Origin of the sequence: Nocardioides turkmenicus, from assembly GCF_011045035.1 — a bacterium.
Lineage (GTDB): Bacteria > Actinomycetota > Actinomycetes > Propionibacteriales > Nocardioidaceae > Nocardioides > Nocardioides turkmenicus.
The window spans coordinates 191,907-218,317 of record NZ_JAALAA010000005.1 but is presented as its reverse complement, the minus strand read 5'-3'; the positions used below and the strand labels follow the sequence as shown (position 1 = coordinate 218,317).

At 66.6% G+C, this 26,411-nt stretch carries 24 protein-coding genes; 16 read left to right on the top strand and 8 right to left on the bottom strand.

What is annotated here, in order from left to right:
* The first annotated feature begins 8 nt into the window (after nt 1-8).
* From G5C66_RS07875 to G5C66_RS07815, 13 genes are all read left to right on the top strand, one after another.
* Nucleotides 9-1,493: a recombinase family protein gene (locus G5C66_RS07875; RefSeq protein WP_165110404.1), complete on the top strand. Its 1,485-nt coding sequence runs from the start codon at nt 9-11 to the stop codon at nt 1,491-1,493.
* 507 nt (nt 1,494-2,000) lie between these two features.
* Nucleotides 2,001-2,801 (top strand): hypothetical protein, encoded by an 801-nt coding sequence (locus tag G5C66_RS07870; protein WP_165110403.1) that lies wholly within the window; start codon nt 2,001-2,003, stop codon nt 2,799-2,801.
* 414 nt (nt 2,802-3,215) lie between these two features.
* Nucleotides 3,216-4,736 (top strand): HNH endonuclease, encoded by a 1,521-nt coding sequence (locus G5C66_RS07865; protein ID WP_165110402.1) that lies wholly within the window; start codon nt 3,216-3,218, stop codon nt 4,734-4,736.
* Nucleotides 4,737-4,796: 60 nt separating this feature from the next.
* The gene (locus G5C66_RS07860; RefSeq protein WP_165110401.1) at nt 4,797-5,984 is read left to right on the top strand and encodes a phage portal protein; all 1,188 of its coding nucleotides are present in this window, start codon (nt 4,797-4,799) and stop codon (nt 5,982-5,984) included.
* Nucleotides 5,977-7,569, top strand: a complete 1,593-nt coding sequence (locus G5C66_RS07855; RefSeq protein ID WP_165110400.1) for an HK97 family phage prohead protease — start codon at nt 5,977-5,979, stop codon at nt 7,567-7,569. Before G5C66_RS07860 ends, G5C66_RS07855 begins: the two co-directional genes overlap by 8 nt.
* A gap of 6 nt (nt 7,570-7,575) precedes the next feature.
* Nucleotides 7,576-7,917, top strand: coding sequence for a hypothetical protein (locus G5C66_RS07850; RefSeq protein WP_165110399.1), 342 nt, complete (start codon nt 7,576-7,578; stop codon nt 7,915-7,917).
* Nucleotides 7,914-8,255: a hypothetical protein gene (locus G5C66_RS07845; protein WP_165110398.1), complete on the top strand. Its 342-nt coding sequence runs from the start codon at nt 7,914-7,916 to the stop codon at nt 8,253-8,255. Before G5C66_RS07850 ends, G5C66_RS07845 begins: the two co-directional genes overlap by 4 nt.
* A 14-nt stretch (nt 8,256-8,269) precedes the next feature.
* Nucleotides 8,270-8,689, top strand: coding sequence for a hypothetical protein (locus tag G5C66_RS07840; RefSeq protein ID WP_165110397.1), 420 nt, complete (start codon nt 8,270-8,272; stop codon nt 8,687-8,689).
* A gap of 3 nt (nt 8,690-8,692) precedes the next feature.
* Nucleotides 8,693-9,073 (top strand): HK97 gp10 family phage protein, encoded by a 381-nt coding sequence (locus G5C66_RS25565; RefSeq protein ID WP_206443825.1) that lies wholly within the window; start codon nt 8,693-8,695, stop codon nt 9,071-9,073.
* Nucleotides 9,070-9,327 carry a hypothetical protein gene (locus G5C66_RS07830; RefSeq protein WP_165110396.1) on the top strand — a complete coding sequence of 86 codons (258 nt, stop codon included), beginning with the start codon at nt 9,070-9,072 and terminating at the stop codon, nt 9,325-9,327. Before G5C66_RS25565 ends, G5C66_RS07830 begins: the two co-directional genes overlap by 4 nt.
* Nucleotides 9,328-9,463: 136 nt before the next feature.
* Nucleotides 9,464-10,852 (top strand): phage tail protein, encoded by a 1,389-nt coding sequence (locus G5C66_RS07825; RefSeq protein ID WP_165110395.1) that lies wholly within the window; start codon nt 9,464-9,466, stop codon nt 10,850-10,852.
* Nucleotides 10,852-13,458: a carbohydrate binding domain-containing protein gene (locus G5C66_RS07820; RefSeq protein ID WP_165110394.1), complete on the top strand. Its 2,607-nt coding sequence runs from the start codon at nt 10,852-10,854 to the stop codon at nt 13,456-13,458. Before G5C66_RS07825 ends, G5C66_RS07820 begins: the two co-directional genes overlap by 1 nt.
* A 4-nt stretch (nt 13,459-13,462) precedes the next feature.
* Nucleotides 13,463-13,771: a hypothetical protein gene (locus G5C66_RS07815; RefSeq protein ID WP_165110393.1), complete on the top strand. Its 309-nt coding sequence runs from the start codon at nt 13,463-13,465 to the stop codon at nt 13,769-13,771.
* A gap of 689 nt (nt 13,772-14,460) precedes the next feature.
* Here the strand turns inward: G5C66_RS07815 and G5C66_RS07810 are convergent.
* The 8 genes from G5C66_RS07810 to G5C66_RS26430 all read right to left on the bottom strand — a co-directional run bounded on the left by G5C66_RS07810 (nt 14,461) and on the right by G5C66_RS26430 (nt 21,683).
* Nucleotides 14,461-15,444, bottom strand: a complete 984-nt coding sequence (locus tag G5C66_RS07810; protein ID WP_165110392.1) for a helix-turn-helix domain-containing protein — start codon at nt 15,442-15,444, stop codon at nt 14,461-14,463.
* The gene (gene cutA / locus G5C66_RS07805) at nt 15,431-15,766 is read right to left on the bottom strand and encodes a divalent-cation tolerance protein CutA (RefSeq protein ID WP_165110391.1); all 336 of its coding nucleotides are present in this window, start codon (nt 15,764-15,766) and stop codon (nt 15,431-15,433) included. The genes G5C66_RS07810 and cutA overlap by 14 nt, the downstream gene beginning before the upstream one ends.
* Before the next feature lie 530 nt (nt 15,767-16,296).
* Entirely contained in the window at nt 16,297-16,689 is a 393-nt protein-coding gene (locus tag G5C66_RS07800; RefSeq protein WP_165110390.1) for a hypothetical protein, read from the bottom strand.
* Between the two features lie 105 nt (nt 16,690-16,794).
* Nucleotides 16,795-17,400 (bottom strand): hypothetical protein, encoded by a 606-nt coding sequence (locus tag G5C66_RS07795; protein WP_206443824.1) that lies wholly within the window; start codon nt 17,398-17,400, stop codon nt 16,795-16,797.
* A 215-nt stretch (nt 17,401-17,615) separates the two neighbouring features.
* Entirely contained in the window at nt 17,616-18,578 is a 963-nt protein-coding gene (locus G5C66_RS07790) for a tyrosine recombinase XerC (RefSeq protein ID WP_338144103.1), read from the bottom strand.
* A 29-nt stretch (nt 18,579-18,607) separates the two neighbouring features.
* On the bottom strand, nt 18,608-19,780 hold the full coding sequence (dprA, locus tag G5C66_RS07785; RefSeq protein ID WP_165110389.1) for a DNA-processing protein DprA: 1,173 nt from the start codon (nt 19,778-19,780) through the stop codon (nt 18,608-18,610).
* Nucleotides 19,777-21,360 (bottom strand): YifB family Mg chelatase-like AAA ATPase, encoded by a 1,584-nt coding sequence (locus G5C66_RS07780; protein WP_206443823.1) that lies wholly within the window; start codon nt 21,358-21,360, stop codon nt 19,777-19,779. Before G5C66_RS07780 ends, dprA begins: the two co-directional genes overlap by 4 nt.
* A complete protein-coding gene (locus G5C66_RS26430) occupies nt 21,360-21,683 on the bottom strand; it encodes a YraN family protein (protein ID WP_338144102.1) in 324 nt (107 codons plus the stop codon). Before G5C66_RS26430 ends, G5C66_RS07780 begins: the two co-directional genes overlap by 1 nt.
* Here G5C66_RS26430 and G5C66_RS07770 point away from each other — a divergent pair.
* The 3 genes from G5C66_RS07770 (at nt 21,663) to G5C66_RS07760 (ending at nt 25,610) form a co-directional block, all read left to right on the top strand.
* Nucleotides 21,663-21,941, top strand: coding sequence for a hypothetical protein (locus G5C66_RS07770; protein WP_165110387.1), 279 nt, complete (start codon nt 21,663-21,665; stop codon nt 21,939-21,941). The genes G5C66_RS26430 and G5C66_RS07770 overlap by 21 nt on opposite strands.
* Before the next feature lie 14 nt (nt 21,942-21,955).
* The gene (locus G5C66_RS07765; RefSeq protein WP_165110386.1) at nt 21,956-23,446 is read left to right on the top strand and encodes a recombinase family protein; all 1,491 of its coding nucleotides are present in this window, start codon (nt 21,956-21,958) and stop codon (nt 23,444-23,446) included.
* Between the two features lie 973 nt (nt 23,447-24,419).
* Nucleotides 24,420-25,610 carry a hypothetical protein gene (locus G5C66_RS07760; protein ID WP_165110385.1) on the top strand — a complete coding sequence of 397 codons (1,191 nt, stop codon included), beginning with the start codon at nt 24,420-24,422 and terminating at the stop codon, nt 25,608-25,610.
* Nucleotides 25,611-26,411 lie beyond the last annotated feature (801 nt).

The following is a 26,411-nucleotide window of genomic DNA, read 5'->3' as shown; positions in this document are numbered from 1 at the left end:
AATACCCTATGAGCGCAAACGTCAACGACATCGCCCGCGAATATCTTCGTGTCAGCAAGGACAGCAGCGGCCGGGCTCGCTCCGTCACAGAGCAGCACACCGACAACGAGAGTGCGGCCGAGAGCAACGGCTGGACGCTGGGCGAGCCGTACGCCGACAACGACCGCTCGGCGTCGCGATACGCGACCAAGGTCCGGGGCGACTTCAAGCGCCTCCTGGAGGACCTGGAGACGGGCAGGTTCGGCGCAGGCGTATTGATCATCTGGGAGCCCTCCCGAGGATCCAGGCGCAACTCCGAGTGGGCGGCGTTCCTGGACCTGCTGCGCGACCAGCGCGTGAAGGTCCACGTGACCTCTCACGGACGCACCTACGACCCCACCAACGCGCGCGACATGCGGAACCTTCAGGAGGACGGGGTGGACTCTGAGTACGAGTCCGCCAAGATCTCCGCTCGTTCGACGCGCGCCCACCGTGAGCACGCAGTGGCCGGGAAGCCCACCGGCCGGACGCCAGTCGGCTACGTACGCACCTACGACCCGCAGACCCGACGCTTCGTCTCCCAGGACCCCGACCCCGAGACCGCGCCGATGATCAAGGAACTCTTCGACCGCATCGCCGCCGGCCACTCGCTGCGCTCGATCGCGCTGGACTTCGAGGCCCGTGGGTATGTCAACGGCAAGGGCACGCCCTACACGATCCAGCACCTGCGCACGCTCGCTCGATCCTGGGCCTACACGGGCCTACGAGTCCACATCCCTGGCCGCACTCCGAGCACCAACACCAACGTCATCCATCGACCCGACGTACAACTCACCGAGGCCACGTGGGAGCCGCTGGTGAGTCGCGAGACCTTCTATGCCGTCCAGAACATCCTCGATGATCCCGCCCGCCTTGTTGCCCGACCGGCGCGGGCCGCTCACCTGCTCTCCATGATTGCCAAGTGCGACGTGTGTGACGACGTGCTGACTGTCCGGTTCGCTGCCAGCGAGAAGCGTCAGCCGTCGTACGCCTGCCGCAAGAGCGCGCACGTCCGCGTCATCGAGTCCGACCTGGACGAGGTCGCTGAGGCCGTCATCGTCGGCTACCTCGCCCGCGAAGACCTCGAGGCCACCATCGACGCCAAGAAGAACCCAGGCGAGGACCTACAGACCATCCGCGACGAGATCGCCACTCTGCGCCGCCGTCTCGATGACCTGGCCGACGACACCTCACTCTCCGAGCGGGTCCTGTCACGGCGGGCCGCCGCCCTGGAGAAGGAACTGAACGACCTGATCGAGCGGGAGAAGGCTGCGAGCACGCCCGCCGTGCTCCGTGGCCTCATCGAGCCCGGGAAGGGTGCCGAGCTGCGTTGGAAGGCACTGCCCCTCGAGGTCAAGCGTCAGGTGGCCCGGATCCTGCTCTCACCGGACCTGATCGGCGAACTGCGGGTGACCCGCTCCCCTGACAGTCGGCCCTGCGACGCAAGTGACCGGATCATCTGGCGTCGTTCCTGAGCCATCCACCGGCGGGATTCCACGGTCATCGCTGTACTAATCGCACTTGTTACCGGGGCACGCTCAGCGACCCAGATTTTGTTACCGATCGCAGCGACTAACTTCGGGCTAAACGTGTCTGGAGCGGTGTGCTTACCGCGTCCAAACCCGGCAGTTGTCGGGGCCTTACTCAACACTTACACAACAAGTTGAAGCAGCGTACCGGAGGGCTTGAATCCCGCCAAGAACCCAGCCCGCCGGCACGCCCTAGGCCCCAGAAGGGACGTGTCCCACTGTGTCACAGACACGAGAAGCCGTCACCAGCCGACCCCGGGCATCGGAGGTCCGGCACCTGCGAGCGAGGCTCGGAGTTGCCACGCGGCGCGGCTCCGAAAGTGATCAGGTCGAGATCCGCCGAGACCTCGCCGTCGCGAAGATCGCTCAGTACGTCGAGCGCGTTGTATCCGAGGCTCCCCCGCTAACCGATGAGCAGCGCGAACGCCTCGCTGCACTTCTCGGCGGCGCTGCATGAGCGATCCAACCCGCGCTCCCCGCCTCGTCGTCGCACCCGACCACCGTCAGGTGCCTATGAAGCTGCTGTGGCTGGAGACCATCGCCACGCACCCCGACCTGTCCAACGGTGCCGTTCGTACGGGTGTCCGCTTGGCCAAGTACGCCGACCAGCACGGTCATGACGCATACCCCGGCCCCGCGAGGCTGGCGCAGGACACCACAGCAGATTGGAGCACCATGCCTCAGGGCAAGCGAGACAACCGCCTCCGCACGATCAAGAAGCACCTGGCCGAACTGGTCACGGCTGGCGTGGTCGAGCAGGCCACCATTGGCGGCTCCGGCGATGAGGGCAGGCGTGCCACCGAGTATCGACTGGTCGAGTGGTGGACCCGTGAACCTGAAACCACGGGTGACTCTGAAGACACGGGTGATTCCACGTACACGGGTACGGGTGATTCCACGGCCACGGGTACCCGTGGCGCTGAAGTCACTCCACCCCTGCACCACCCCTCCAGTACCCCTGCACTCTCGATCGTTCCTCCCGTCGATGCATGCCACCTCAACGCGGTCATCGACCGCATCGATGAGTACATGGACGACACCGAGCTGGCCGACCTCGCGGAGCAGCATGACCCAGACTGCTGGGACAAGCACCTCGACGGCGCGCTCGATCAACTCAACCCGACCGAGCGCTCGGCGGTACTTCACCCCTACGTCACATCGCCCGATCGATGGCAGTCGATCTACGAGGACGTGGTGACCCGCGCCTTCGCGGCGTACGACGCCGAGCACTGGCCCCATCTGGCCGCAGTCTGACAGGAGCGAGCCATGACAGCAGGACAGCGAGGCAGCCTCCCCGCCATCGGCTCAACACGAGCCTGGAGCGGGGCGGCTGTCACCGCCGCGCGTACCTACCTGGCCACGATCACCAAGTGGCCCACCCGCTGCGGACAGTGCGGCAAGCGGGTCGACAAGACCAAGCCCTGGGTAGTCGGACACATCAAGTCCCGAGCCACCCACCCCGCACTCACCTGGGACCCCAGCAACTGGCGAGTCGAGCACAGGAAGTGCAGCGACAAGACCGGACAGTCCGTCGTCATCGAGAAGGCACGCGAACAAGGACGACGCGACGCACGAACCGCGATCACACCACCACCGACCACCGATTTTCCCCACCACACCACACCCACAGAACCTCCGCCCCTTCAAAGATCTCTCTCCGATCGACCGGTGGAGCCCAACGCGGCCCTGCTGTGGTCCAGTCACGACCTGCGGGCGCATGTGTGGCTCGAGGATCTGGCGGTGCTTCCGGAGGATGCTGCGCCGCCGCTGTACATGACTCCGGTGCCGGAGGCTGCGGTCTGTTCGTACGGCTGGGAGGGCTGCACGCACCTCGAGGACGGGGTGGCGGCGGTGCCGTGGATCGAGTCGACACAGCAGATCACGATGCGCTGGTGGCAGAAGCTCAGCCTGGTCCGCCAGTTGGAGCATGACGCCGAGGGCGACCTGTGCCATCGGAAGAAGATCGAGAGCGCACCTCGCCGTGCGGGCAAGTCGGTGGGCCTGCGTGGCGGCGCGCTTTGGCGTATGGCGGTCGGGCCGTCGCTGTTCGGCGAGCCTCAGAACGTCATCCACACGGGCTCTGACCTGAACATCTGCCGCGAGGTCCAGCGTGGGGCGTGGAACTGGGCCGAGGCGTACGGCTGGACGGTCACCAAGGGCAACGGCAAGGAGGCCGTGGAGACGGACCTGGCTCGCTGGCTGGTCCGCGCCCAGGACGGCGTCTACGGCTACGACTGCTCCCTGGGTCTGGGCGATGAGTGCTGGGACGTGAAGCCCGACACCATCAACGAGGGCCTGGAGCCCGCCACCCTCGAGCGGGTCAACCCGCAGCTCGTTCTCACCTCGACGGCCCACCGTCGCGCCACGTCTCTGATGCGGACCGAGCTGGCGAATGCGCTCACGCTCGCTGACCCGGATGTCCTGTTGCTGCTGTGGGGTGCCCTGGCCGACTGCGACCCGAGCGACCCGGCTGTGTGGCGGGCAGCATCTCCGCACTGGTCCACGGACCGCGAACGGATGATCCGGGCGAAGTACGCCGCTGCGCTGGCAGGCGAGGATGACCCCGAGTTCGATGACCCGGACCCGATGCGTGGGTTCATGGCGCAGTACCTCAACGTGTGGACGATCGCCGAGAAGCGTCTGGTGGGTCGCCCGGTGCTGGAGGCGGACGCCTGGTCGGCGCTCTACTCCCCTGCCCCGGCGACGGCTCCCGATGCTGTCGCGGTCGAATCGTGGTTCGAGCAGGGTGTGTCTCTGGCGGAGGCGTGGCGCGCCACGGATGGCACTGTCACAGTCCGAGTGACCGACTTCGCCACCGTGGACGAGGTGGCGCGTCAGGTGTCACTCCTGGGCGTGCGTCGGCCGGCCATCGTCGGTTCGTCACTGGCGGATCATCCCGCGTGGCGCGCCAACCGGGTCCGTATCGAGTCGACCTCGTCCGCCATGCGTGCGCAGGTGGGCGAGCTGATGCGGGTCTTGCGTGAGGGCACGCTGCGTCACACGGCCTCAGAGGCGCTGTCGGGCCAAGTGCTGGCGCTGCGTGTCTCGCCGGGTGTCGACGGCCCAAGGATCCGGAGCACTGAGCGTGCTGACGCGATCAAGGCCGCGACGCGGGCAGCCTCGGCCGCCGCTGCCGTCGTACGCCGCCAGGTGGTCACCCCGAGCCGGTACCGCACACAAGTCTCTTGATGTCAAGCATCTCAGTTTGAAAGATTCTTGATGTCAAGATAACATTGCCTTGTGGGGTTGATGAGACGAATCAGTGACAGGCTGGCGGCCGGCAAGGCCATCCAGCTCGCCGCTGCGTCCACAGCCCTGGAGAGTGCCCAGTTCGCCGCCATCGGCCCGGAGTCCATCCCCGCCTCTTTCTTCGGCCTGTCGGCGTATTCGGATCCCGTGGCCGTTGAAGCCCCGGTCTCTCGTCGCTCGGCTCTACAGGTCCCCGCCATCAAGCGCGCGCGTGACCTGGTCCCGGGAACGCTGGGCACTCTCCCCGTCGACCTCTACGGGCCACAGAACACGCTCTCCTACTCCGAGCTGCTGGCTCAGCCTGAGCGCAACACCCCGCGCTCGGTGACCATGGCGAAGACGTACGAGGATCTGTGGTTCGAGGGCGTGGCCTGGTGGTACATCACTGAGTTCGGGTGGCACGGCTACCCGACCAAGGTTCGCCGCCTCGAGCCGCGCACCGTCGATGTGCGCATCGACGGCAAGGTGTACGTCACCCAGGACGGCAACCAGGGCATGACGTGGGAGTACGCCCCCGACGCCCGTCTGATCCGCTTCGACTCCCCCACCGAGGCGGTTCTGACGGCCGGCGCACGTGCGATCCGCGCATCTCTGACACTCGATGCGGCCGCCCTGCGGTACGCCGATGGCTCTCCGATGGCGGACTACTTCGAGCCCAGTGACGGCTACGACCCGGACCAGGACGAGGTCGACGCGGCCCTGGATCAGTGGCTGGCCGCTCGCCATCAGCGCTCGACCGGGTACGTCCCTGCCGGGTTCGACTACCACCTGAACCCCTTCGACGCGCAGAAGCTCCAGTTGGCTGAGGCTCGCCAGCACGCCGTCCTCGAGCTGTCCCGCGTGACCGGTGTCGACCCCGAAGACCTCGCAGTCTCGACCACCAGCCGCACCTACCAGAACTCGCAGGACCGCTACCAGGCGCGCATCAAGGACACGCTGCGCCCGTTCATGGTCGCTGTCGAGGAACGCCTGTCGATGAACGACGTGTGCCCCCGTGGCTACGACGCTCGCACGCGCGTGGCCGAGTTGCTTCGCGCCGACGACAAGACCCGTTTCGAGTCCTACAAGCTCGGCCTCGAGGTGGGCGCGATCGGCCAGGACGAGATCCGCGATCTCGAGCACAAGGCCCCGTTGACCCAGCCGCCGGCGCTCCCTGCGCCTTCGAGCGAGGAGGCACAGGATGCCTGATACCTACACCTTCGCTGCCAGCGGAGAGCAGTTCTCCGTTGACACCGAGTCCCGCACGATCGAGGGACTCATCGTCCCGTTCGGCGTCAACCCGATCGATGGTCGGGCCGTGACGTTCGCGGCGGGTGACATCGGCTGGTCCAGTTACAAGAGCGTGAAGCTCAACCTGGATCACGACCGCTCCACGTCCTTCGGGTTCGGGCTGAGTCTCGCTGAGACCGACGCCGGGATCCTGGGCAAGTTCAAGGTGGCCGATGGCCCCCGTGGAGACGAGGCGCTGGCACTCGCTGAGAGCGGCGTCTATGACGGCCTGTCCGTCAACCTCTACCGCCCTGAGGGCAAGGAGAAGTTCCACCTGACGCACGTGGCTCTGACCGCAGAGCCCGCCTTCGATGAAGCGCGCGTCTCCAAGATCGCGGCATCCGCTGCGTCCAACCAGGAAGGAGCCCACGTCATGGGCGACACCACCGAGACGGCCGAGGCTCCCCAGGACTTCAGCGCTGTCACCACCGCAATCACCGAGGGCTTCGCGTCCCTCAACGTCCCCTCCCGCGAGGTCGTCCCGGCCGGGGCCCAGACCTCGGTCAAGGAGGCTCCGCTGTACACCTTCGGCGCTCGCAACCCGGGTCAGAAGGAGTTCTCGGCGGACATCTTCGCCGCCGCCAAGGGCGACCACGAGGCCCACGCTCGGCTCGACAAGTTCATCGCTGAGCAGTTCGCCCCGGTTGACAGCCCCGATGTCAACGAGGTCAACCCCACCGGTTACCGGCCCGACCTCTATGTCGACTACATCGAGAAGGCCGCCCCGGTCTACAAGGCGCTCTACGCGGGTGGGCTGAACGACGCGACCCCGTTCGTAGTGCCGAAGTTCTCCAGCTCCACCGACATGGTTGCCGACCACGTCGAGGGTCAGGAGCCCGCCGTGGAGGGCACGTTCGTCACCACCGGCCAGACCGTCACCCCTGGTGCTGTCTCCGGCGAGTACAGCGTGACCCGTGAGGTCATCGACGCCGGCGGAAACCCGCAGGTTTCCGGCCTGATCTGGCGGCAGGCTCAGCGCCTCTACGTGGAGGCGATGGAGACCAAGGCCGCCGCGCTGCTCAACGGTGCTGTGCTCGCCGAGCTCGGCACCCTGATCCCGGCCGGCGACGCCGACATCGTGGGGAAGTACCAGGCCAACCTCAACAGCGCTGTGTTCGAGGACGGCTCGGAGTTCTGGGGCGACGTGCTGTCGCACCGGGACGCCTTCACCACGCTGGCCAACGCCAAGGACGGCCAGGATCGCCCGCTGTTCCCGATGATCAACCCGAGCAACGCCAACGGCACCACCAGTGCCCGCGCTCGATCGCTCACCGTGGCGGGCTACAACCACATCCCGGCCAAGACCCTGGGCGCGACTGGCGTCAACATGAAGTCGTACGTCGGTGACTTCGCCTACGCCCCGTTCTGGGCGTCGGCTCCGCTCCAGATCACCCTCGCGCCCACCGTGGCCAAGGGCCTGTCTGTCGGCCTCTTCGGCTACACCGCCGGCGCGATCCTGGACGCCAACCGCATCCGCAAGATCACCGTCGACATCACGGTCTGATCCGTCATGGCCACGATCCCCGACCTGGCAGCGGTCAAGACGTACCTGGGCACCGATCACTCCTGGAGTGACTCGGAGATCGAGGACACCCTGAACGCCCAGGTCGGGGACCAGGCTAAGAAGTGCACGGTCCCCACCGACGCCGAAGACCCGACGTGGATGCCTGACGCCCTGGCGCAGGCGCTGCTGCGACGCACGCACGTCGCCCTGTCTCTAAAGGCCCTGCCGCTTGCCGTGCAGGTCACCCTCAGCGACGTGAACGCGGCCCAGGTCCGCGTCGGGTCACCGTCCAAGGATCCGCTGGTCTACGACCTCGAGCGGCCCTATCGGAAGCTGGTGCTGGGATGACGGCACGCGAGGACATCGCCGCTGCGGCCAGCACCGTGACCGGGCTGAAGGTGACGCCGTACTACCGGCAGAACCTGACCGCCGGCAACGGCTTCGTGCGGTTCGGCGAGCGCACCCGGCCGAGCAACGGCTTCGGCTGGCTCGACACGTGGGAAATCTGGATTGCCAGCCCTGCCGACATCGAGGCCGCTGAGAAGTGGATCGAGGCCAACCAGGACGCGCTCCTGGCCGCGCTCGATCCCGCCGAAATGCTCGTCACCAGCCTGACCCCGTCCGAGCTTGTGCTCGGTTCCGTCAACACCCCGGGCATCGTCGTACGCGGCGTGCGGGGAGCCTAGAAAGGAACGCCACCATGGCACGCGTTATCCCCCGCCTCATCGCTCTCGACATCGAGACCGTAGACCGCTCCAACGAGGTCTCGGTCGCCAAGATCACCAGCGGTGCGGCTGACTCCGACTTCATGTCCTTCGCCGAGGCCCGCTCCGGCGGCTCGCGTGAGTACGTCCTCGCGATGACCATCGCGCAGGATCACGCCTCGGCCACGCTCTGGGACCTCATCTGGACCGGCGTGGGCACCGAGGTGGACGGCGTCTACGCCCCGTACGGCAACGACCTCCCCAGCGTCTCGCAGCCTCACTACGGCTTCGTGGCCGTCGTCGCTGAGCCTGATGGGGACTTCCTCGGCGCAGAGGCCACCGACTCCACCACCGCCGTGGCGACCATCGAGGTCGAGTGGAAGCTGACCGGCAAGCCCATCAAGATCACGGCCTGACCGATGGCCGGCGAGGGCAGCGTCCAGGGTCTCCGGCAGGTCGTCAAGGGCCTGCTGGAAATCGGCGTTGACCTCGAGGACCTGAAGGACGCCATGGCGGACGTGGCCAAGGCCGCGACCGACGTAGCCCAGGCCGCCGCCCCTACCCGGACAGGCGCTCTCCGCGCCTCCATCCGAGGCAACAGGGCCAAGGGCAAGGCCGTCGTCACCGCTGGCCGCGCCCGCGTCCCGTACGCCGGGGCCATCAACTACGGGTGGCCAGCCCGAGGCATCCGCGGCGTCGGGTTCATGCAGAAGGCCGACGAGGTCGTGGGCCCGCGAGCGGTCCAGATGCTCGAGGACGGCATCAACAAGATCATCCAGGACAAGGGGTTCGACTCATGACATCCGAGAAGACGGCTGACGAGGTCTTCGAGAGCCTCAACGGCTTCGATGAGATCGCGATCGAGAAGGCGTTCGGCGAGATCACCTCGCTGAAGGACAAGCCGATGATGTTCCTCCGCGCGCTGCTGTTCACCGAGCACCGCCGCGAGGGCAAGACCGACAAGGAAGCCAAGCAGGCCGCCATGGACGCGACCATGCGCGAGTTGACCGACTACTTCCGCGCAGACGAGGACATCGACGCGGGGGAAGCCTGACGGCATCCCGCGAGCGGGCAGAGCAACTAGCCGCGTTCTGCCTCGCTACCGGGGTGCCTCCGAGTGAGTACCCACACCTGACCATCGGCGAACGCAACGCCTTCATCGAGCTGAGCAAGAAGAGGAGGAAGTGACCATGGCTGGACCGATCCGCATCAGCATTCTGGCCGAGGCTGAGAAGGCCACCCAGAGCGTCAAGACCTTCTCTTCGACCGTCGACACCGAGATGACTTCGGCGGCGCGCAGCATGGACCGTGCCGAGCGCGCGGCCGACTCGATGGAGCGGGGCATGTCCCGGGCTGGTGAGGGCGCTGACGCGATGGCCACGACCTCGGCCCAGGTGGCCGGCGGTATCGGTGACCTGGCCGGGGCGATGGAGGCCACCGGGGTCATCTCCGAGGGCACCGCCATGCAGATGGAACTTGGTGCCACCGCGATCATGGGTATCACTGGTGCCTCCGACCTGGCGAACGCCGCGTTCGAGAAGATGCCCGGCCTCCAGAAGGCCATCGGCGCGGCCACCAAGTTCATGCTGGGACCGTTCGGCATCATCCTGGCGGTCGTTGCGGCCGTGGCCGCGATCTTCGTCGTGCTCTACAAGAACAACGACCAGTTCCGGGCCTTCGTGGACGAGAAGCTGGTGCCCGCCCTGAAGCGGCTGTGGCAGATGTTCGTAACAGCGATCAAGCCCGCCCTGGACCAGTTGTGGCAGACGATCCAGACATCGGTCCTGCCCGCCCTTGCCCAGGCGTGGCGGATCATCCAGGCCAAGGTCGTGCCGATCCTCGGCCGCTTGTGGCAGACCTTCCAGACGCGCATCCTGCCGGTCCTGGTGAAGGTCGCCCAGTTCATCCTCGGCAAGGTCGTCCCGGCCCTGATCGTCTTCTACGCGCGCTACCTCTCCACGGTCATCCGGGTCGTGGCCCGGGTCGTCGGCTCCATCGCCGGATTCGTCCGCGCCATGGTCAGCCTGGCCGCCGGGATCCGCTCCCGGGCTGCCGCCATCGCCGGGTTCTTCTCCAACATGCGCTCGGCGATCTCCCAGCGAATCTCCACGATCGTCTCCTACTTCCGTGCCATGCCCGGTCGCCTCATCCGCGCCCTGGGCAACCTCGGCGGTCGACTGGTCTCGGCCGGCCGAGACCTGATGCGAGGCTTCATCGACGGCGTGCAGGAGTACGCCTCCCGGCTGATCTCCGCCGTCACGGGACCGATCGGTGATGCGGTCGGCAAGGCCAAGTCGCTGCTTGGCATCAGGTCGCCGTCCAAGGTGTTCGCCGAGATCGGCAAGTTCACCATGCAGGGCTACGCATCCGGGGTCGACAAGTACGCCCGCACCGCTGCCCAGGCCGTCGAGGGTGCCCTGGACCCGCGCGCGCTCTCGCTCGAGGGCGGTGCCGGGGCCGGCGGCGGCCAGCAGGTTTACATCACGATCCAGGCGACCCCTGGTACCGACAAGGTCGCACTGGCCAAGGAGCTGGCGAGCATCCTCCGGGTCGGCAAGGCGGCAGGTGTGAGGTTCTGATGGCGCAGGAGTTCAACACCGCTGACTACCTCCGTCTGGAGATCGAGACGCCGAGCGAGATCCAGAACCTCGTCCAGAACCCGAGCGGGGAGCTCGGGGCGTGGGGCTGGATCACCCCGGTCGACCAGACGGTACTCGAAAGTACGACGAGCGGGGGCGGCCCGGCCCTGATCGTCTCCAGTCCCAACGCCCAGCAGTACCGAGCGCTGACCTCGAAGATGCCTGCCAGCCCTGGGAAGTACTACCAGGGCCGCACCGACATCGTTGCGACCTCGAGCACCGGCGTCTATCACCGACGACTCTCCGAGTTCTACCGGGCAGACGGCACGGTGATCGCGACCTACTACGCCGCGACCTACCTCAACACCCTCGGCGTGAAGTTCTACACCTCGCCGGCCGCGCCGGCAGAGACCGCCTATGTCGCCTTCGGGATCGCCGTGTCGGGCAACGGCAACGTGAACCCGCCCGTCAACTCCTCGGTGACCTTCCGCGAGGTCCAGATGATCGAGACGGCCTCCAACGTCGCGACACAGACCCGGGTCAACCAGGTCCGCAACCCGAGCCTCGAGACGAACCTCAACGGATTCGTTGCCCAGGGCGCGGGCAACACCGTCACCCGTGCGACAGACCAGGCATGGAGGGGCACCTACAGCCTCAAGTCCGTCGTGTCGTCGGCCAACACTCTTTGGGTGCGTGGCCTGCTGGCATCGGCAGGCGGCTACGGCGACCAGGCCCTGACGACCAACAAGCAGTACGTCCTGTCCTTCTACGCGCGCACCAACGCCGCGCGGACACTGGTCGTCGGGACGCGGCTACGGTCCACCACCAGCACCGCCGCCACGAGCTTCAACCGCTCGTTCGCCCTCGCAGCCAACACCTGGACTCGCGTCTCTGTCTCCTTCAACAGCGGCAAGTACAACGTCCTCGACTACATCGCCATGCTGTGCCAGACCAACGGCGGCTCCTGGTGGTTCGACGGGTTCATGCTCGAGCAGACCTCCACCCTCGGTGAGTGGTTCGATGGCTCGAACCCTCCGACCGGCTGGACGGCGAGCTGGAGCGGAACTCCCAACGCCTCCTCTTCGAACGCCGAGTCCCCCACTACGCAGTTCGCCTACGTACCGCCGATCGTCTACACCGACATCCTTGGCTCGGCCAACACGATCTCCGTCCAGCGCAACGAACTGGAGGTGGGCACGCTCCAGGCGAACATCAAGGACACCTCACTGGACCCGTCGACGGCGGACACGATCCGGCCCGGTCGGCGTGTCCGGCTCTCGGCGCTGGTCAGCGGCGCGTGGGAGCCAATCTTCCTCGGGAAGGTCTCCAGCGCGAAGGTCGACTATGACCTTCTTTACGAGGACGAGGCCAAGCGGGCCAACATCACCCTGACCGCCGTCGATGCTGTGAGCGAGCTGGCCAACACCCGCCGGAGCAACGGCGTCGTACTGATCGATGACCTGCCCGAAGTCATGGAGGGCGTGAACGTCCCCTACGACATCAAGGGCGGCATCAACCAGTCCATCGGCACCGCTGAGACGGCCTACGTCAACGACAACGCGAGCGTGCTCGACATCGTTGCAGTGGCTCGTGACACGTGGCTCCAGGAGTGGGGCAAGCCGGCGTACGCCTGGGTGAGTCGCAACGGCGTCCTCAACGTGCAGGAGCAGGGCACCGGCGGCAAGGTCATCGGCACGACCGACCACGACCTGTGGAACGAGAGCGACTATCTGGCCGACTTCGCCGTTGACTACGACACGGACAGGTGCATCAACGAGGTCGTCATCAAGGCTCTCCGGATCACCGGCACAGGCTCCGAGGCCGAGACCGAGGAGTGGACGTTCGGGCCGTACCGCGACGAACCGAGCATCCGAGAGTGGGGTACCCACTCCCAGGAGTTCACCGTCGCCGTGAACCCAGGCACCACGCTCGACACGGCTTACTTCTCCGCGTACGCGAACAGCGTCCTGGCCGCCAACGCGAACCCCGAGAAGAAGGTGAACGCGCTCACCCTGGGCATCTTCAAGGCCGAGGACATTGACAGAATCCCGACCACGCTCTCCTCCAAGGTCCTGGTCGACCTCTACGACCACGTCCGGATCTGGAACGACGAGGCTGGTATCGCGGACAAGCTCCTCAACATCGCCAGCATCGAGCACACCATCACGCCCAAGCGCTGGACGATCGGCGTCGGGTTCGGCTCGCTGGGCGCGGTGGCGAGCCCGAACGCTCAGCCTGCCTTGGCGGGTGCGCCTGCCGCCGGCGGATGGATCAACATCCCCCTGGCCAGCGGCTACCAGGCCGGGGAGGCAGGCGTGCCGCAGTACCGAATCAAGAACGGCGTCGTGTTCCTCCGAGGCAGCATCCAGGAGACGGCCACCGGCACTCTCTCGCTCAACTCCTCGCCGGGCCACACCATCGGGACCCTCCCGCCCGAAGCCCGGCCAGCCGGCGCGGACATCGCGACGCTGACCCCGCCCCAGAACCCCGCCGCCAACCAGGCCCGCCTGTTCGTCTGGACGAACGGGACGGTCAAGGTCTACCTGACCGGGTCCGGCGCGGCGGCGTACGTCTCGCTATATGCCGTCTACCCAGCAGGAGCGTGATCCAATGCCCGAGATCCCCACCGTGTCGACCTGGATGCAGGTCGTTGTCGTCATCGCCGTACTGGGCTACCTCGCCTTCAAGGCGTGGCTAGACAGCGGCCGGACCAAGCAGACCAACGATGCCGTCACCGCCCTCGAGGCGACCCTGACGACGAACAACGGCGGGTCCCATGTGAAGGACCAGCTCGACCGGATCGAGGCCAGTGTGGGCGATCTGGCCGAGCGGGTCACGGTGCTGGAGGGCACCGTGACCCGCCGGCCTAAGGCTGTTGCTCAGGCTGCCGGGGCGAGCCAGGTGACGAGCCACAGGTGATCGAGCGGGCACACGTACGCGGCTACCCACTTACCCCCGTCGCGGTGCTTGGTGGCGTCAGAGGCAGCGAGGCCACAGACGGGGCAATCGTCGGACTGTGCGTCGTTGGTCCAGCTCACGCCGCACCCCCGAGGATCTGCACATGTGTTGCGTAAGTTGATACGGTCACGGCATGGCCCTCCTAAGGGTCCAAGGCGCAGGTGACCGGGGTTCTTTGGCGGAATGACCGGTCACCTGCGTGATTTCAGGTGAACACCTCTGGGTACGTGGATGCTAGTTACAGCCGTGTAGTGCCCCGGGGTGCATCTATGAAAGCACGTCGCAGCGACAACGTCGGCGACAAGCCTGGGAGGTTATCCACACCCCCTGTGGATAACTCGATCGAACCTGTGTACGAGAGGTCGCCAGGGCCGAGTACCGGTGGGTAACTGTCCAGATGAGCGCACTTTTGTGTCTGGAATGAACCACTCGCCGTTATCAAATCGTTACACGACTTCGAGTGAAAGAGGCGTAACCTCTGCGCTTTCACGTAAAAAGTGCTCAACGTCACGCCCAACTCATCAACCTTGGTGACCAGGCAACCGTCGACTAGGGCCGAAAGTCCTCAATCGATCTTCTTGTCGATGAAGTACACGTTCTCCAGCACCAAGTAGCCGATGTCCGATCTGTACGGCGTGAATTCCCTCGGGTTATGGTCCAGCGGCCTCAGCCAGCGACAGAGCGTCGAGGTACTCCCCTGCCCACTCCGCTTCCTCCCAGCCATCTGGCATGGCATGGAGGCCAGCCCGCAAGCTGTCAGCCGCGCGCTGGTGATTGCCGACACCGAGGTGTGCGAGCCCTCCGGAAAGGCGTAGCCAGCTCGGGGTCAGCCAGTAGGCAACTGGTGACGATGCGTCATCGGGCAACGCGGTGGTGAGGTCATCAGCCTTGTTGAGGAGGTCGCCAGCGCCTCGCTGGTCCCCGAGCAGGCCTAGTCCGTGTGCGGCCTTCAGTGCGGCGTCCACCTTGTGCAGGTTGCTGATTCCGGGCGTCTCGTACGCAGCCATGAACCAGCGCGCGATACCTCGGGGGTTCGCCTTCCTGCGTTCTAGCGCTCCACGGAACCCGTGCGTTTGAGAGGCCAGATCGGGATCCCCCAAGGTCAGGGCATCGCGTGCGGCGGTCGATAGCAACGACTCGGCGCGCTTGTCGTTGCGGACCTGGCTGTTCATCCATCCTGCGAACTGGCCGTACTGAGCCGCCACGAGGTGCAGGTCCCTGGCTGCCGGCCCTCGTACGTCGCGAGCGAGGATCTGCACCGTGGCCCACTGGCCTTCGACGGCAGGCAGCAGCGCTGACGCCGGGAGCGAGTCGTCCAGGCGACGGCTGAACGCAAGGGTCCCCGGGAGGGCCTCAACTTGCTCCGCGTCGATCTGGCGCGGAGCCGCGATAGCGGCCGACACGAGAACATCGGTGGGACGCTCGATGACGAGGGAGGCCAGCTCGCCGTTTGCTCCCAGGGCCTCGTCCAGGGTCTGGGCGAGATCCAAGGAGGGACGCCGACGCCCAGTCTCCCACTCCGAGATCTGCGACTTGCTGACGTACGCCAGCGTCGCCAACTGACGCAGGCTGAGACCACGGGAGTTACGCAGCTCCCGCAGCCTCACGCCGAACGTCGGATCAACTACGCGCATCACTCGTCTCATCCCTGATCCACTGAAGGTAGGACTCGCTGCCCTTCAGGATCGGGGTGGCGATTACCTGGGGCTCATCGTAGGTGTGCAGCTCGGTGACTCGAGCGGCCAACTTGTCGAACAGATCCGAGGTGGTCTTGAACTCCAGGCGGAACTCCTCCTCCGTCTCCAGGTTGCCCTCCCACCAGTAGGTGGACGTGATCGGGCCGTCCAGGTGCCCGCAGGCGGCGAGCCGTTCGCCCACGACCTTGGATAGCAGGCCCTGGGCTGCATCTCGGTCGTCAATGGTCACGTGTACGTGAATGAACTCGGGGGTCTCCATACGCCTCAGGCTAGTGGCTGAGGCGATGTCGGACAGCGAACCCCTGCCGCTGTTCCGCCTGACGGTGATGTTCTGGGCTTACCCCGGGGCACCGCGCCAGCGGCGTCCTGGGAGCCAAGCCAACGATGTGACGGGACACGTGATGGACGATCCGATGCTGTGCGACCACTGCGGATTGCGGTGGGGTCCGGCAGGCTCTCATCCACCGTGTCTCGAACTCGAGCCCGAGGAGCGCCGAGCGCTTTACGACGAGATTAGGAAGCGCCCCGTCCAGCAGGAGCGTCCCACGCGCTAGGTCACTGGCTGTGCGGCTTGAATCGGTCAGCGATGTCCCATCACGGGATCTGAGAGTAGGTGGGCTGATTGCGGATGTCGTCCCACGTGAGACAGGCCCCGTCGTCCAGGTCCTCGGCGGTGCATTCGGGTGACCATTTGGAGGCCGGGACGGACGCCCCTGGCTCGACCGGAGCGATCGAACCGGTCAGGGTGGCCGACATTACGACCAGAGCAAGAAGCGCCCGTCTCATGGCTCAGCCCTCCGACCAGAGGCGCTTGATCGTGATGCCGGACAGGTCGGAGATGTACTGACTCAGGTACAGCGGGATGTCGTCTCGCTCCAGGTGCGCCTCGAGCAAGCGCCGGCCGAGGTCGGCCCACTCCGACTCATCGAACGCCGCAGCGGCGGCCCTGTGGCTGGCCAGGGCCTTCTCGATGAAGTTCTCGTCCTCCGTGATCTCGTCGCTGGTGACCATGGGGGCCAACCCGGGATCCGGCATCACGACCACTCCGTGGCCGCACTCGTCGCACGCGAACATCTCGGGGTCGCCGGGCTCGGTGATCACGCCATGCCACGCGTCCTTGTTGCCGCACGAGGGGCATGAGGTGTTGTTCGTGGCCTCGCCACGGGGGGATACTTCGTTCACGGTGTCGCCTACTTCTGCTAGGTGGACGCCTAGGCCCCGGTCGGTGTTCACGCACCACCGGGGCCGTACTAGGCCGGTGTACTAGCGAAGTAATGCCGACGACGTCTACCTCGACCCGCTGCTGCTCGTCGACGCCCCACGCCCGGTCCGGCTGCTCCCCCTCTGGCGGGGCGACCCGGTCCTATAGCCGCGCTCGCCGAACCGTGTGCGTCCCCAGGGCTTGTACACCGACAGCACGACCGCGATCGTCAGGGCGGTCAGGGAGACCGCCGGCGGGAAGCGCAGTCTGCTCACGTCTCCGGTCAGCTCGCCGGTCGCGGCCAGGACCTCGCCGATCGTCCGCACCTCCGCCATGCCTGGCATCAGCACCAGCAGGATCAAGGCGACGAGCACCACGTTGATCACCAGCTTCACCGCGACCCACCAGAACCGCACCAGGCCCCACTTGGTCCCCCAGCCGAGCACCAGTCCGGTCGCCAGCACGATCACGCCGGCGGCGAGCATCGGTCCGGCGAGATACGTGCCGAACACCTGAAGCGCCAGGCCGCGGTCGGCGGCATCGCCCGACCCCGTGCCGATGGCGGCCATGATGCCGACGACAACGTCGACGCCGAGCCACGCTCCCACCCCGAGGAGGTGGAGCACGAGCACTGCCTTGCGTACGCCGGGCCGCAGTCGGGTCGGCCTGCCGGATGTCGGGTTCCTGGTCATGCCATCAGGCTGGCTTGTCGGAGACATGGCGGCGTCCGCGTGGCGGAGGTGGCTGCGTACGCGATCTGGCGTAGGCCCCGAGGCCGTGCCGAATCGGTAGCTGTGGCGGGCGAGACCGTAGTTGTGGGCGACGAAACTCGACTTTCGTCGCCCACAACTCACTTCTCGGCCGCCATTTCTGACGTCTCGGCCAACGCGGCTGACGTCTCGGCGGGTCAGGCGCGGGGGTGGGCCTGGCGGTAGGCCTTACGGAGCCGGTCGCTGCTGACGTGGGTATAGATCTGAGTGGTGGCCAGGCTGGCGTGGCCGAGGAGCTCTTGTACGGAGCGGAGGTCGGCGCCGCCCTCGAGCAGGTGGGTGGCGGTGCTGTGGCGCAGTCCGTGGGGGCCGAGGTCGGGGGCGCCGGGGACGTCGGCGAGGCGGCGGTGGACGAGCGTGCGTACGGCACGCTGGTCGAGGCGGCCGCCGCGGGCTCCGAGGAACAACGCCGGCCCGGAGGACTCGGTGATCAGCTGGGGACGGCCGCGGACGACCCAGCGGTCCAGCGCCCGCGCCGCCGGCCCACCGAAGGGCACCATCCGCTCCTTACGCCCCTTGCCGAGCACGCGGATGACCCGTCGCTCGTAGTCGACGTCGTCGAGGTCGAGCCCGACGAGCTCGCCGACCCGGGCGCCGGTGGCGTAGAGCATCTCCAGTACGGCGATGTCACGCATCCCGACCGCGGTGCCGTCCTCGGCGGCGGCGATCGCAGCGGCGATGAGGGACTCGACCTCGTCGGGACGCAGTACGGGCGGAAGGGTCCGGTGGGCCTTGGGTGAGCCCAGCGCCGCGCCGGCGTCGACCTGCGCGCGTCCGGTCCGGACGAGCCAGCCGCTGAAGACGCGGGCCGCGGTGGCCCTCCGGGCCAGAGTCGTACGCGAGTGGCCGGTCGTCTGCTGCTTGGCCAGCCAGCTGCGCAGCGTGCGCAGGTCGATCGCCTCGGGCTCGGTTCGGCCCATGCGGGCGGCGTGGTCGAGCAGGCTGCGGATGTCGCCCAGGTAGGCCCGAACGGTGTGGTCGGAGAGGCCGCGCTCGGCGCTGAGGTGTCGCTCGTAGTCGCCGAGCAGCGCGGCATAGGCCTCGCCCAGCTCCACGTCCGCGGCCCCGCTCTCCGGGGCGTCCTCGGGATCAGCGCTCACCTGAGCCAGGGTAGATGCTGAGCCTTTCCTCAGGTGCGAGCCGCGCCCGGAGCCAGCTGCCACCCCTCGGGGAACCGCTCGGCGAGCCCGAGCGCCTCGAGGCGTGACAAGGCGGTGCCGGCCGTCTTGGGGTGCAGGCAGGCCGATCTGGCGATGTCGAGCTGGGAGGACGGGCTGCTCACCGGAACCGCGTCGAGGACCTGCTTCTCGACGGAGGTGAGCGAGTCGCGGCGGCGTACGGGGCCTCGGGGCTGGGTAGGGAGGGCCTCCCCCATGTCGCCGACGAGCTCGCGTACATCGAGACCGTCGGTGACGAGGACGCCCTTGCCGTTGCGGAGGAGCTCGTGGGTGCCGACCGAGGTCATCGCCCCGACCTGGCCCGGCACCGCCATCACGGGTGTGTTGATGCTGTAGGCCCAGTGGGCGGTGTTGAGCGAGCCGCTGCGCGCCGCGGCCTCGACGACCACGGTGCCGCGAGCGAGAGCAGCGATGATCCGGTTGCGGGAGAGGAACCGGTAGCGGGTGACCGGGAAGCCGGGAGCGATCTCCGAGATCACCGCTCCGCTCTCGGCGATCGCGTCGATCAGGCGCCGGTTGCGCAGCGGGTAGGGAACGTCGACACCACCGGCCAACACGGCGACGGTGCTCCCGGCTGGGCCGGTGAGCGCGCCGCGGTGCGCGGCCGCGTCGATACCGACCGCTGCGCCCGAGACGGTCACGAAGTCGTTGACCGCGAGGTCCGCAGCGATCCTCGCCGCAGCGTCGGCCCCGTAGGAGGTCGCGTCGCGGGAACCGACGACGGCCACCGAGCGGTCGAGGTCGCTGAGCAGGAGCGGCCCCCGGACCCACAGGCCGAGCGGCGTGCCGGTGCGGTGCTGGAGGGGCTCCTGCCCGGCGAGCCGCTCGACCTGGACGGGCCACTCCTCGTCTCCGGGGATGACGTAGCGGAAGCCGGCGTTGGTTGCCCGCTCCAGGTCGCGGTCGGGGTGGATCTCGGCCAGCCGCGTCCTCGCCTCGAGGCCGTCGTCGCCGAGCTCGGGATCCTCCTCGGCGAAGCGCCGGTAGACCTCGGTGGCGGTGGATCCGACCATGCAGGTGTCGAGCAGTGGGGTGCCGGGCTCGACCAGCTGGGTCAGCGCGATCCGTGCCAGCCGCTCGCGCTCGAGGTCGGTGAAGCCCGGAGCGACGGGCGCCGCGGTCATGCCGACCTCCCCTCGAAGGCCGAGACCGTGAGCGAGCCACCGCCACGCAGCGCGAGCGCCGTCTCGGTCTCGGCGACGCCCGGCCAGTCGACCCCCGCGAGGTCGGCCACCGTCCACGCCAGGCGATGCACCCGCACCGCGCCGCGACGGGTCAGAGCACCCGAGAAGATCCGCGAGTCGATGAGCGCCTCGGCGGCAGGTGGCAGCGGCCAGTGGTCGCGCAGGGCGATCCCGCTGGCCTGGCCGTTGAGCCGCCATCCGAAGTCGGCGTAGCGCTCGCGCTGGCGGCGCCGGGCCGCCGTGACCCGATCGCGGATCTCGGCGCTGGTCTCCGAACCCCACGGGTCGTGGTTCTGCTCGGACATCGGCCGCAACGTGCGGACGATGTCGATGCGGTCGGTGATCGGCCCGGAGACCTTGCGGTCATAGGCCTGGCGTTCGTTGGGCCGGCAGATGCAGCCGTCCTTGGTGATCGAGGCGTCGTAGTTGCCGCACGGGCACGGGTTGGCGGCAAGCACCACCAGCGCACGCGCCGGTAGGGTCACCGACTCCTCGCCGCGGGACACGGTGATGTCGCCGCTCTCCAGCGGCTCGCGCAGGCACTCGATGACGTCGCTCTTGAACAGCGGGAACTCGTCGAGGAACAGCACGCCGGCGTGGGACAGCGAGACCTGGCCAGGTCGGACCCGGCCGCTGCCGCCGCCGATGATGCCGGGTTTCGAGGCGTCGTGATGGGGAGCCGAGAACGGCGGCCGGGTCAGCAGCCCGCGATCGACGTCGAGCACGCCGGCCAGCGACTGCACCGCCATCACCTCGAGCGACTCCTCGCGGGAGAGGTCGGGCAGGATCGTCGGGATCCGCTCGGCGATCGAGGTCTTCCCGCAGCCCTTCGGCCCCTTGAGCAGCAGGTGGTGTCCCCCGGCGGCGGCGACCTCGACCGCGTAGCGCGTCTCGGGCATGCCGCGCAGGTCGGACATGTCCATGTCGTCGAGCCTGCGGTCGCCGCGCCAGCCGAGCAGGCTGCCACCGGTGCCGGTGGCGACCGGCGGCGCGTCCGGCACCGGCTCGCCCCGGAGCTCGGCCACGACCTGGCCGAGCGAGCGGAACCCCAGGATCTCCATCCCCGGCACCATCCGCGCCTCGGCCACCTGCGGCTCCGGCACGACGACCCGGGCGATCCCGGCGTGAGAGGCGGCGAGGACCATCGGCAGCACGCCGGAGGTCGGCCGCAGCCCGCCGTCCAGCGCGAGCTCCCCGATGAAGACCGTACGCTCCAGCCCGGCCGCCTCGATCTCACCGCCTGCTGCGAGGATCGCCAGCGCCATCGCCAGGTCGTAGTGAGAGCCGCCCTTCGGCAGATCGGCCGGGGAGAGCAGCACCGTGATCCGCTTGGTCGCAGGCCAGTCGAGGTCGGAGTTGATGATCGCCATCCGCACCCGGTCACGTCCCTCGGCCAGGACGCTGTCGGCACGCCCGACCAGCGTCACCCCGACCAGGCCCGGCGAGACGTCGGCCTGCACGTCGACCAGGTGGCCGACGGCGCCGCGAAGCGCAACGCCATGAGCTCGCGCGTATCCCATCACAGACCCCTGACGTGCTCGACCAGCGCGGATCCACGCGGCGCGTGCATCACCGCGACCAGGTCTATCCTGATCCCCGGGGCCCGCGCGTCGTGCTGCTGCAGCCAGGCGATCGCCAACCGCTTCAGCCGGTCGAGCTTGGTCTTGTCGACCGCCTCGTGGGGAGTGCCGCAGCCGTCATGGCTGCGCGTCTTCACCTCGCAGACGACGAGCGTGTCGCCGTCACGGAGGACCAGGTCGATCTCTCCGTCGTCGCAGCGCCAGTTGCGGAAGGGGAATCTAGGTAACCTGAGGAACCCGCCATGACTGACCTTCGTACCCACATCGCCGCCGCTGAGATCGCGCTCACGGCTGCCGCGACCGCTGCCCCCGACGAGGTCGACCGCGCCGCAATCCGCGACCTGCAGCACCTCCTGGTGCTCGCCGCCGACGCTGTGCCGTCCGAGTGTCCCGCGCTCCTTGATGAGGCGCTGACGTCGCTGATTCACCGTGCGTGGCCGCGTGAAGCGTCGGACTACATCACCGACGCGATGCTGTCCGTAGCGACGGCTCACGTGATTGCATCGGTGATCGCCGAATGAGCGACAATCGACGCATGAACCACGGCACGGCGTCGCTCCTCCTTCGCCTCTCAGGCAAGGCTGACGATGCGTCTACGGGTCTCGAAACACAGGAGAAGGATCTACGGGAACTAGCCGCGCGTCACGGACTCGACGTGATCGCCGTACACACCGACAACGGGAAGTCTGGTGCTCTGCGGAAGCGTCCCGGTCTTCTGGCGTGGCTGGACGACGCGAAGAGCGAACGGGCTACTCACCTTCTCGCGTGGAAGTTGGACCGTGTATCCCGTGGCGGCACGGCTGCACTCGCAACATTCCTCGACGTCGTAGAGGGAGTAAACGCTGACGGCGAGCCGTCGCATAAGCCGGTTCGTTTCCTGTCCTATAAGGACTCGTTGGATTCGGAATCGGCGACGTGGGATATCCAAGTAGCCGTCATGGGTGCGCTCGCGAAGAGTGAGCGCGACGCTATCCGCGAACGTATCCATTCTCACCGCGCCGAGGTACGGTCAACGCCGGACAGAATCCACGGCGGGCAGCGTCCGGCGTGGGTTATGAAGGTGCCCCGTGAAGGTGGCGGGCACACGTGGGCGCCGGACCCTGAAAAGGCGGCACATGTCCTCTGGGCTGTCGATCACATCATCGACGGTGGATCTATTCTGTCTGTCGCGCGTGGATGGACAGAGCGCGGATGGAAACCAAAGGGCAAATCCTGGTACAGCAACGGCACGCGAAAGATTCTCGAATCCCCGGCGCTTTACGGCGTTATCACGAATGGCGGCGTACGTCGTGACGCTGACGGCGTCGCAGTACGCCTAGATTCTCTCGCGCTCATTTCCTATCCGCGCTGGCTGGAGTTGCAGGAAGCCCTGAGCGCTCGCGCTGTCCGTCGAGACGCACCGGCCGGTAAGCGTTCCCCGGCGCTGCTTTCCGGACTGCTGGAGTGCGCATCATGCGGACGGATCATGTATCCGCATCGTCCGGCACACGCCACTGCCCGCTATCGGTGCCGTGGCGGGTTGCTGTGCCCTGGCCCGGTAACGGTGACAATCGCGCTCGCTGACGATCTGGTAACTCGTTTCGTACTGGCGCTTGTCGGTGGTCTCGTAATCGTCCCTGAACGCCCCGTTATCGATTCGGTGGACGCTGGGGAACTGGCAGCCGTCGAAGACGCTCACAGCGACGTTCAGCGCCGCCTAACGAGTGGTTCCGCGACTGCCGATGACCTGGCGTCGTTCAACGCTCTGACAACGCGCCTTGCTGCGCTCCGGGATAAGGCTGCCGCTGCCGACGCTGCCGCCGAAGTCCAACCGCCTACCGACATGCGCACGATCCGGCAGCGCTACGACGCCGCGAACACCGATAGCGAGCGTAGGCAGATCCTGGCCGATGGTCTGCCGTCGCGCATCGTCGTAAAGCCGGGGATGCAAGGCGGCAAGGTACAACCACTGTCCGAGCGGTTCGACCTGCCCGACGCTGGCGAGTACGCCGCGCAGTTGTGGCGCCAGGTCTGCGAGGACATGTAACACCACAGGATCGCCGTAGACCGGCCCGTGACCCTGTAATGGGGCCACGGGCCGTTCTGCGTCTACTAGGCCGTGTAAACGCGTTCTAGAGCCTCTGGCGCCGCTGCTTATCTCACATCCTGGGAAGTTGCGAGCGATCCCGGCGCCGCTGGGGCTTTCACTTCCTGAGGCGACCGGCGCCGCTGAAACTCATGTGAGCGTTTCGGGCGCGACTGGTCCTCACATAGTCAGGTGAGCGTTTCGGGCGCTGTTGGCCTGTTACGTATCTGTGCCGGTCCGGCGTGACGCCGGGGCGGCTCGCAAGACTTCTTCTCCGGGTTGGTTGGGGGGAGTTGCCCCGTTGTGGAGTGGTGCCCATAGCGGGGCAACTTCTTTTGCCCTAAACGCGTCCCGGTAACCAAATACCTACCGCCGAAAGGAGACCGACGATGGAGTCTTATAAGTGCGACCACTGCGGCAAGGAGTGGACCCGCGAGAACCGGCGCGGACAGAAACCGCTGTATTGCGGCGTACCCTGCCGCAAACGCGCCCACCGCGCCCGTGACCGTGCCCTGATCCATGCGGCGCGCGCCGCTGGACTCGACGCACCGCGTGTAAACGTCGCCGGAGGGCGCTAATCCGTCCCGGACGTTAGGCCGAAGTGCGGTAACTGCGAGACAGGGAAACGACTATGCCCCGGCCCTATATGTATGTAAGAGCGCTGCTGCTATTACACGCAATCTAGTAAGGGAGGAAGTACCTTCCCTGTCTCGCGATTACCGCATTCAGCCTAACGGTGAGACGGCTAGCGCCCGTCCCGACGTATCTCCGACGTAGACCCTGCCCCGCGCTACATGCCCCGGTGTTGCCCTGTCTTACGTCGGGAGTAGGTCCAGACCCACAACGGGTCACCTGTGTTTCGTGCTGGCGTGTAAACGCTGGCGCGTCCTGCGACTGGCAAGAGTCAGCCGTCCCCTGAGAAGAGGAAACCCTTATGTCCGACCCACCACTACCAATCCGTTTCGACGTCGCCGCGTTCTTTGCCGCTGAGCGGTTTCGTATCCACTTCGGCGACCGTGACCCGAAGGAACGCGAACTACGCGGCAGTGTCCGTGTCCCTGGCGACGACAGACCCGCACATGTGAAGGTGCCCGCACCTATCGAACTGTCGCGGTTCTTCAGGACGTCACCCGACGCGCGGCGTACGTCTCGTAACGTCGTTGTGACGCCCGAAGGGAACGTCACGGGCAGCAACATTGCCACTGCCGCCGTACTCGCGTTACAGGCCACTCCTGAGCCGTCTGACACGACGTTTGAGGCTCTGTCGACGTGGCGCCGCGCTTCCTACAAGCCGGACGCCGAGTTTCTGCGTCATCTGTCGATGGCTGCCGGTGTCGTTATCCGGACGCTGCCTCTAGCGGAACGCAAGAAGCGCGCATCGGGTAACGGCATGTCTCGTGAGGAACGGAACGCGCGTCATCGGGAGAACGTGCGTTGCGACGAATGGGGAACCGCGACATGGGCGCTACTGGAGTACGTGTTTTGCCCCGACGCTATGCCGGGTGCCCCTATCGATGTTGACGTTGTCATCGCTAACGGTGATCGTCTGGTAGCCGCATGGTCCGATTACATCGGTGAGGATGAAGAGTTCTTCGTTGAGGACTTCTCTAGGTACGCGATACCGCCGACGCCGCCCCGTGCGTTCTCGCGTCAACGTCTATTCGAAGTGTTCCGTGCTTTAGGTATCGAGCACACAGATTCGAGCGCACGCCGCACGGTGGCGCCGACCCCGGAAAGGGAGTTATTCGATATGTCCACTCTGCCCGTCTTGTCTCGTGACGAGATTCTAGAGACGCTTGTCCGTCTCGCTATCGACGCTGACCCCGCGCGCTTTGGTGCTGAGGCCGAAGGAGTCGATATCACGGTACGAATGAAGCATGGCGGCAAGTTCACTGTGTCTCAGGACGCGCCTACCGATACCGAAGCCGATAACCTGCGTCGGGCGTCAGAACGGATCAAAACGGTTCTTGTGACCGGTCCGCTATCGGCTGGGCGTCTGCGTAACAAGGTGGCGCGCTCTATTCGTGACTACGCCGATGAGGCGATGGAGGCGCTAGAGGCGTCGGGCGTGATCGTCGCGGACACTGACGCTAACGGCATCGTGACGTACTCGCTGGCGCCGTAGTCCGTCTATTCCGACGCCTGAGAAGCAAAGGGGCGTCCCTGGAGCGCTGTAACGCCCTGGGGCGCCCCTGTGGCCATCTAACCCATGAAAGGCCGTCAGATCGCAATCTGAGACCCGGAGACACCCAAGGAGGAATAACCAAATGACCGACTGCCTACCTGCTGCGTCACTGGAGCGCGCATTGTGGCGCCTACGTCGCGCACTACGTGAGGACCGACGCCGAGACCTGGAGCGTGAATGGGAAGCCCGCCAATCCGACGCACGCGCCGCGAAACGTGAGGCTCTAGCCGCACGTAGCGCGCTAGGTAGCGCCGAGAGGCAAGAGGAACACGCCGCCGACAGGATCGACGCTCATACGGCGGATAGGGCGGCGCTGCTGCCCCATCGCCGTAAGCGCCGTAATGGGCAGGTTGCTGCACTACTCGGGACGCCCGGAGTACGCGTAACCCGAACCCTTGCGCCGTACCCCGTGATCGACCACGACGGACAGCAATCCCTACGCCAGATGTTGCGCGCTGCCGATGCTGAGACACGGGCGCAGGTTACAGCGTTCTATAGGACGCATCCCGATATGAAGCGGATACGGCTCTGAATGTCTAGTGAGTAGGTGCTGTTACATAAGAGTAGAGGGGTTACCGGGAAGTCTCCGCGCCCCTCTCTGGGTGTCATCAACCCCGCGCGGCTGTCTCTCGATTAGGGACGAGGGACAGCCGCGCATCCACACATTCTCCGACGCGGTGCGCCCGCGTCGGTTTGGTGAAGGTACGTCCCCTTTTCGGGTACCTCCCAATAGGGACCGGG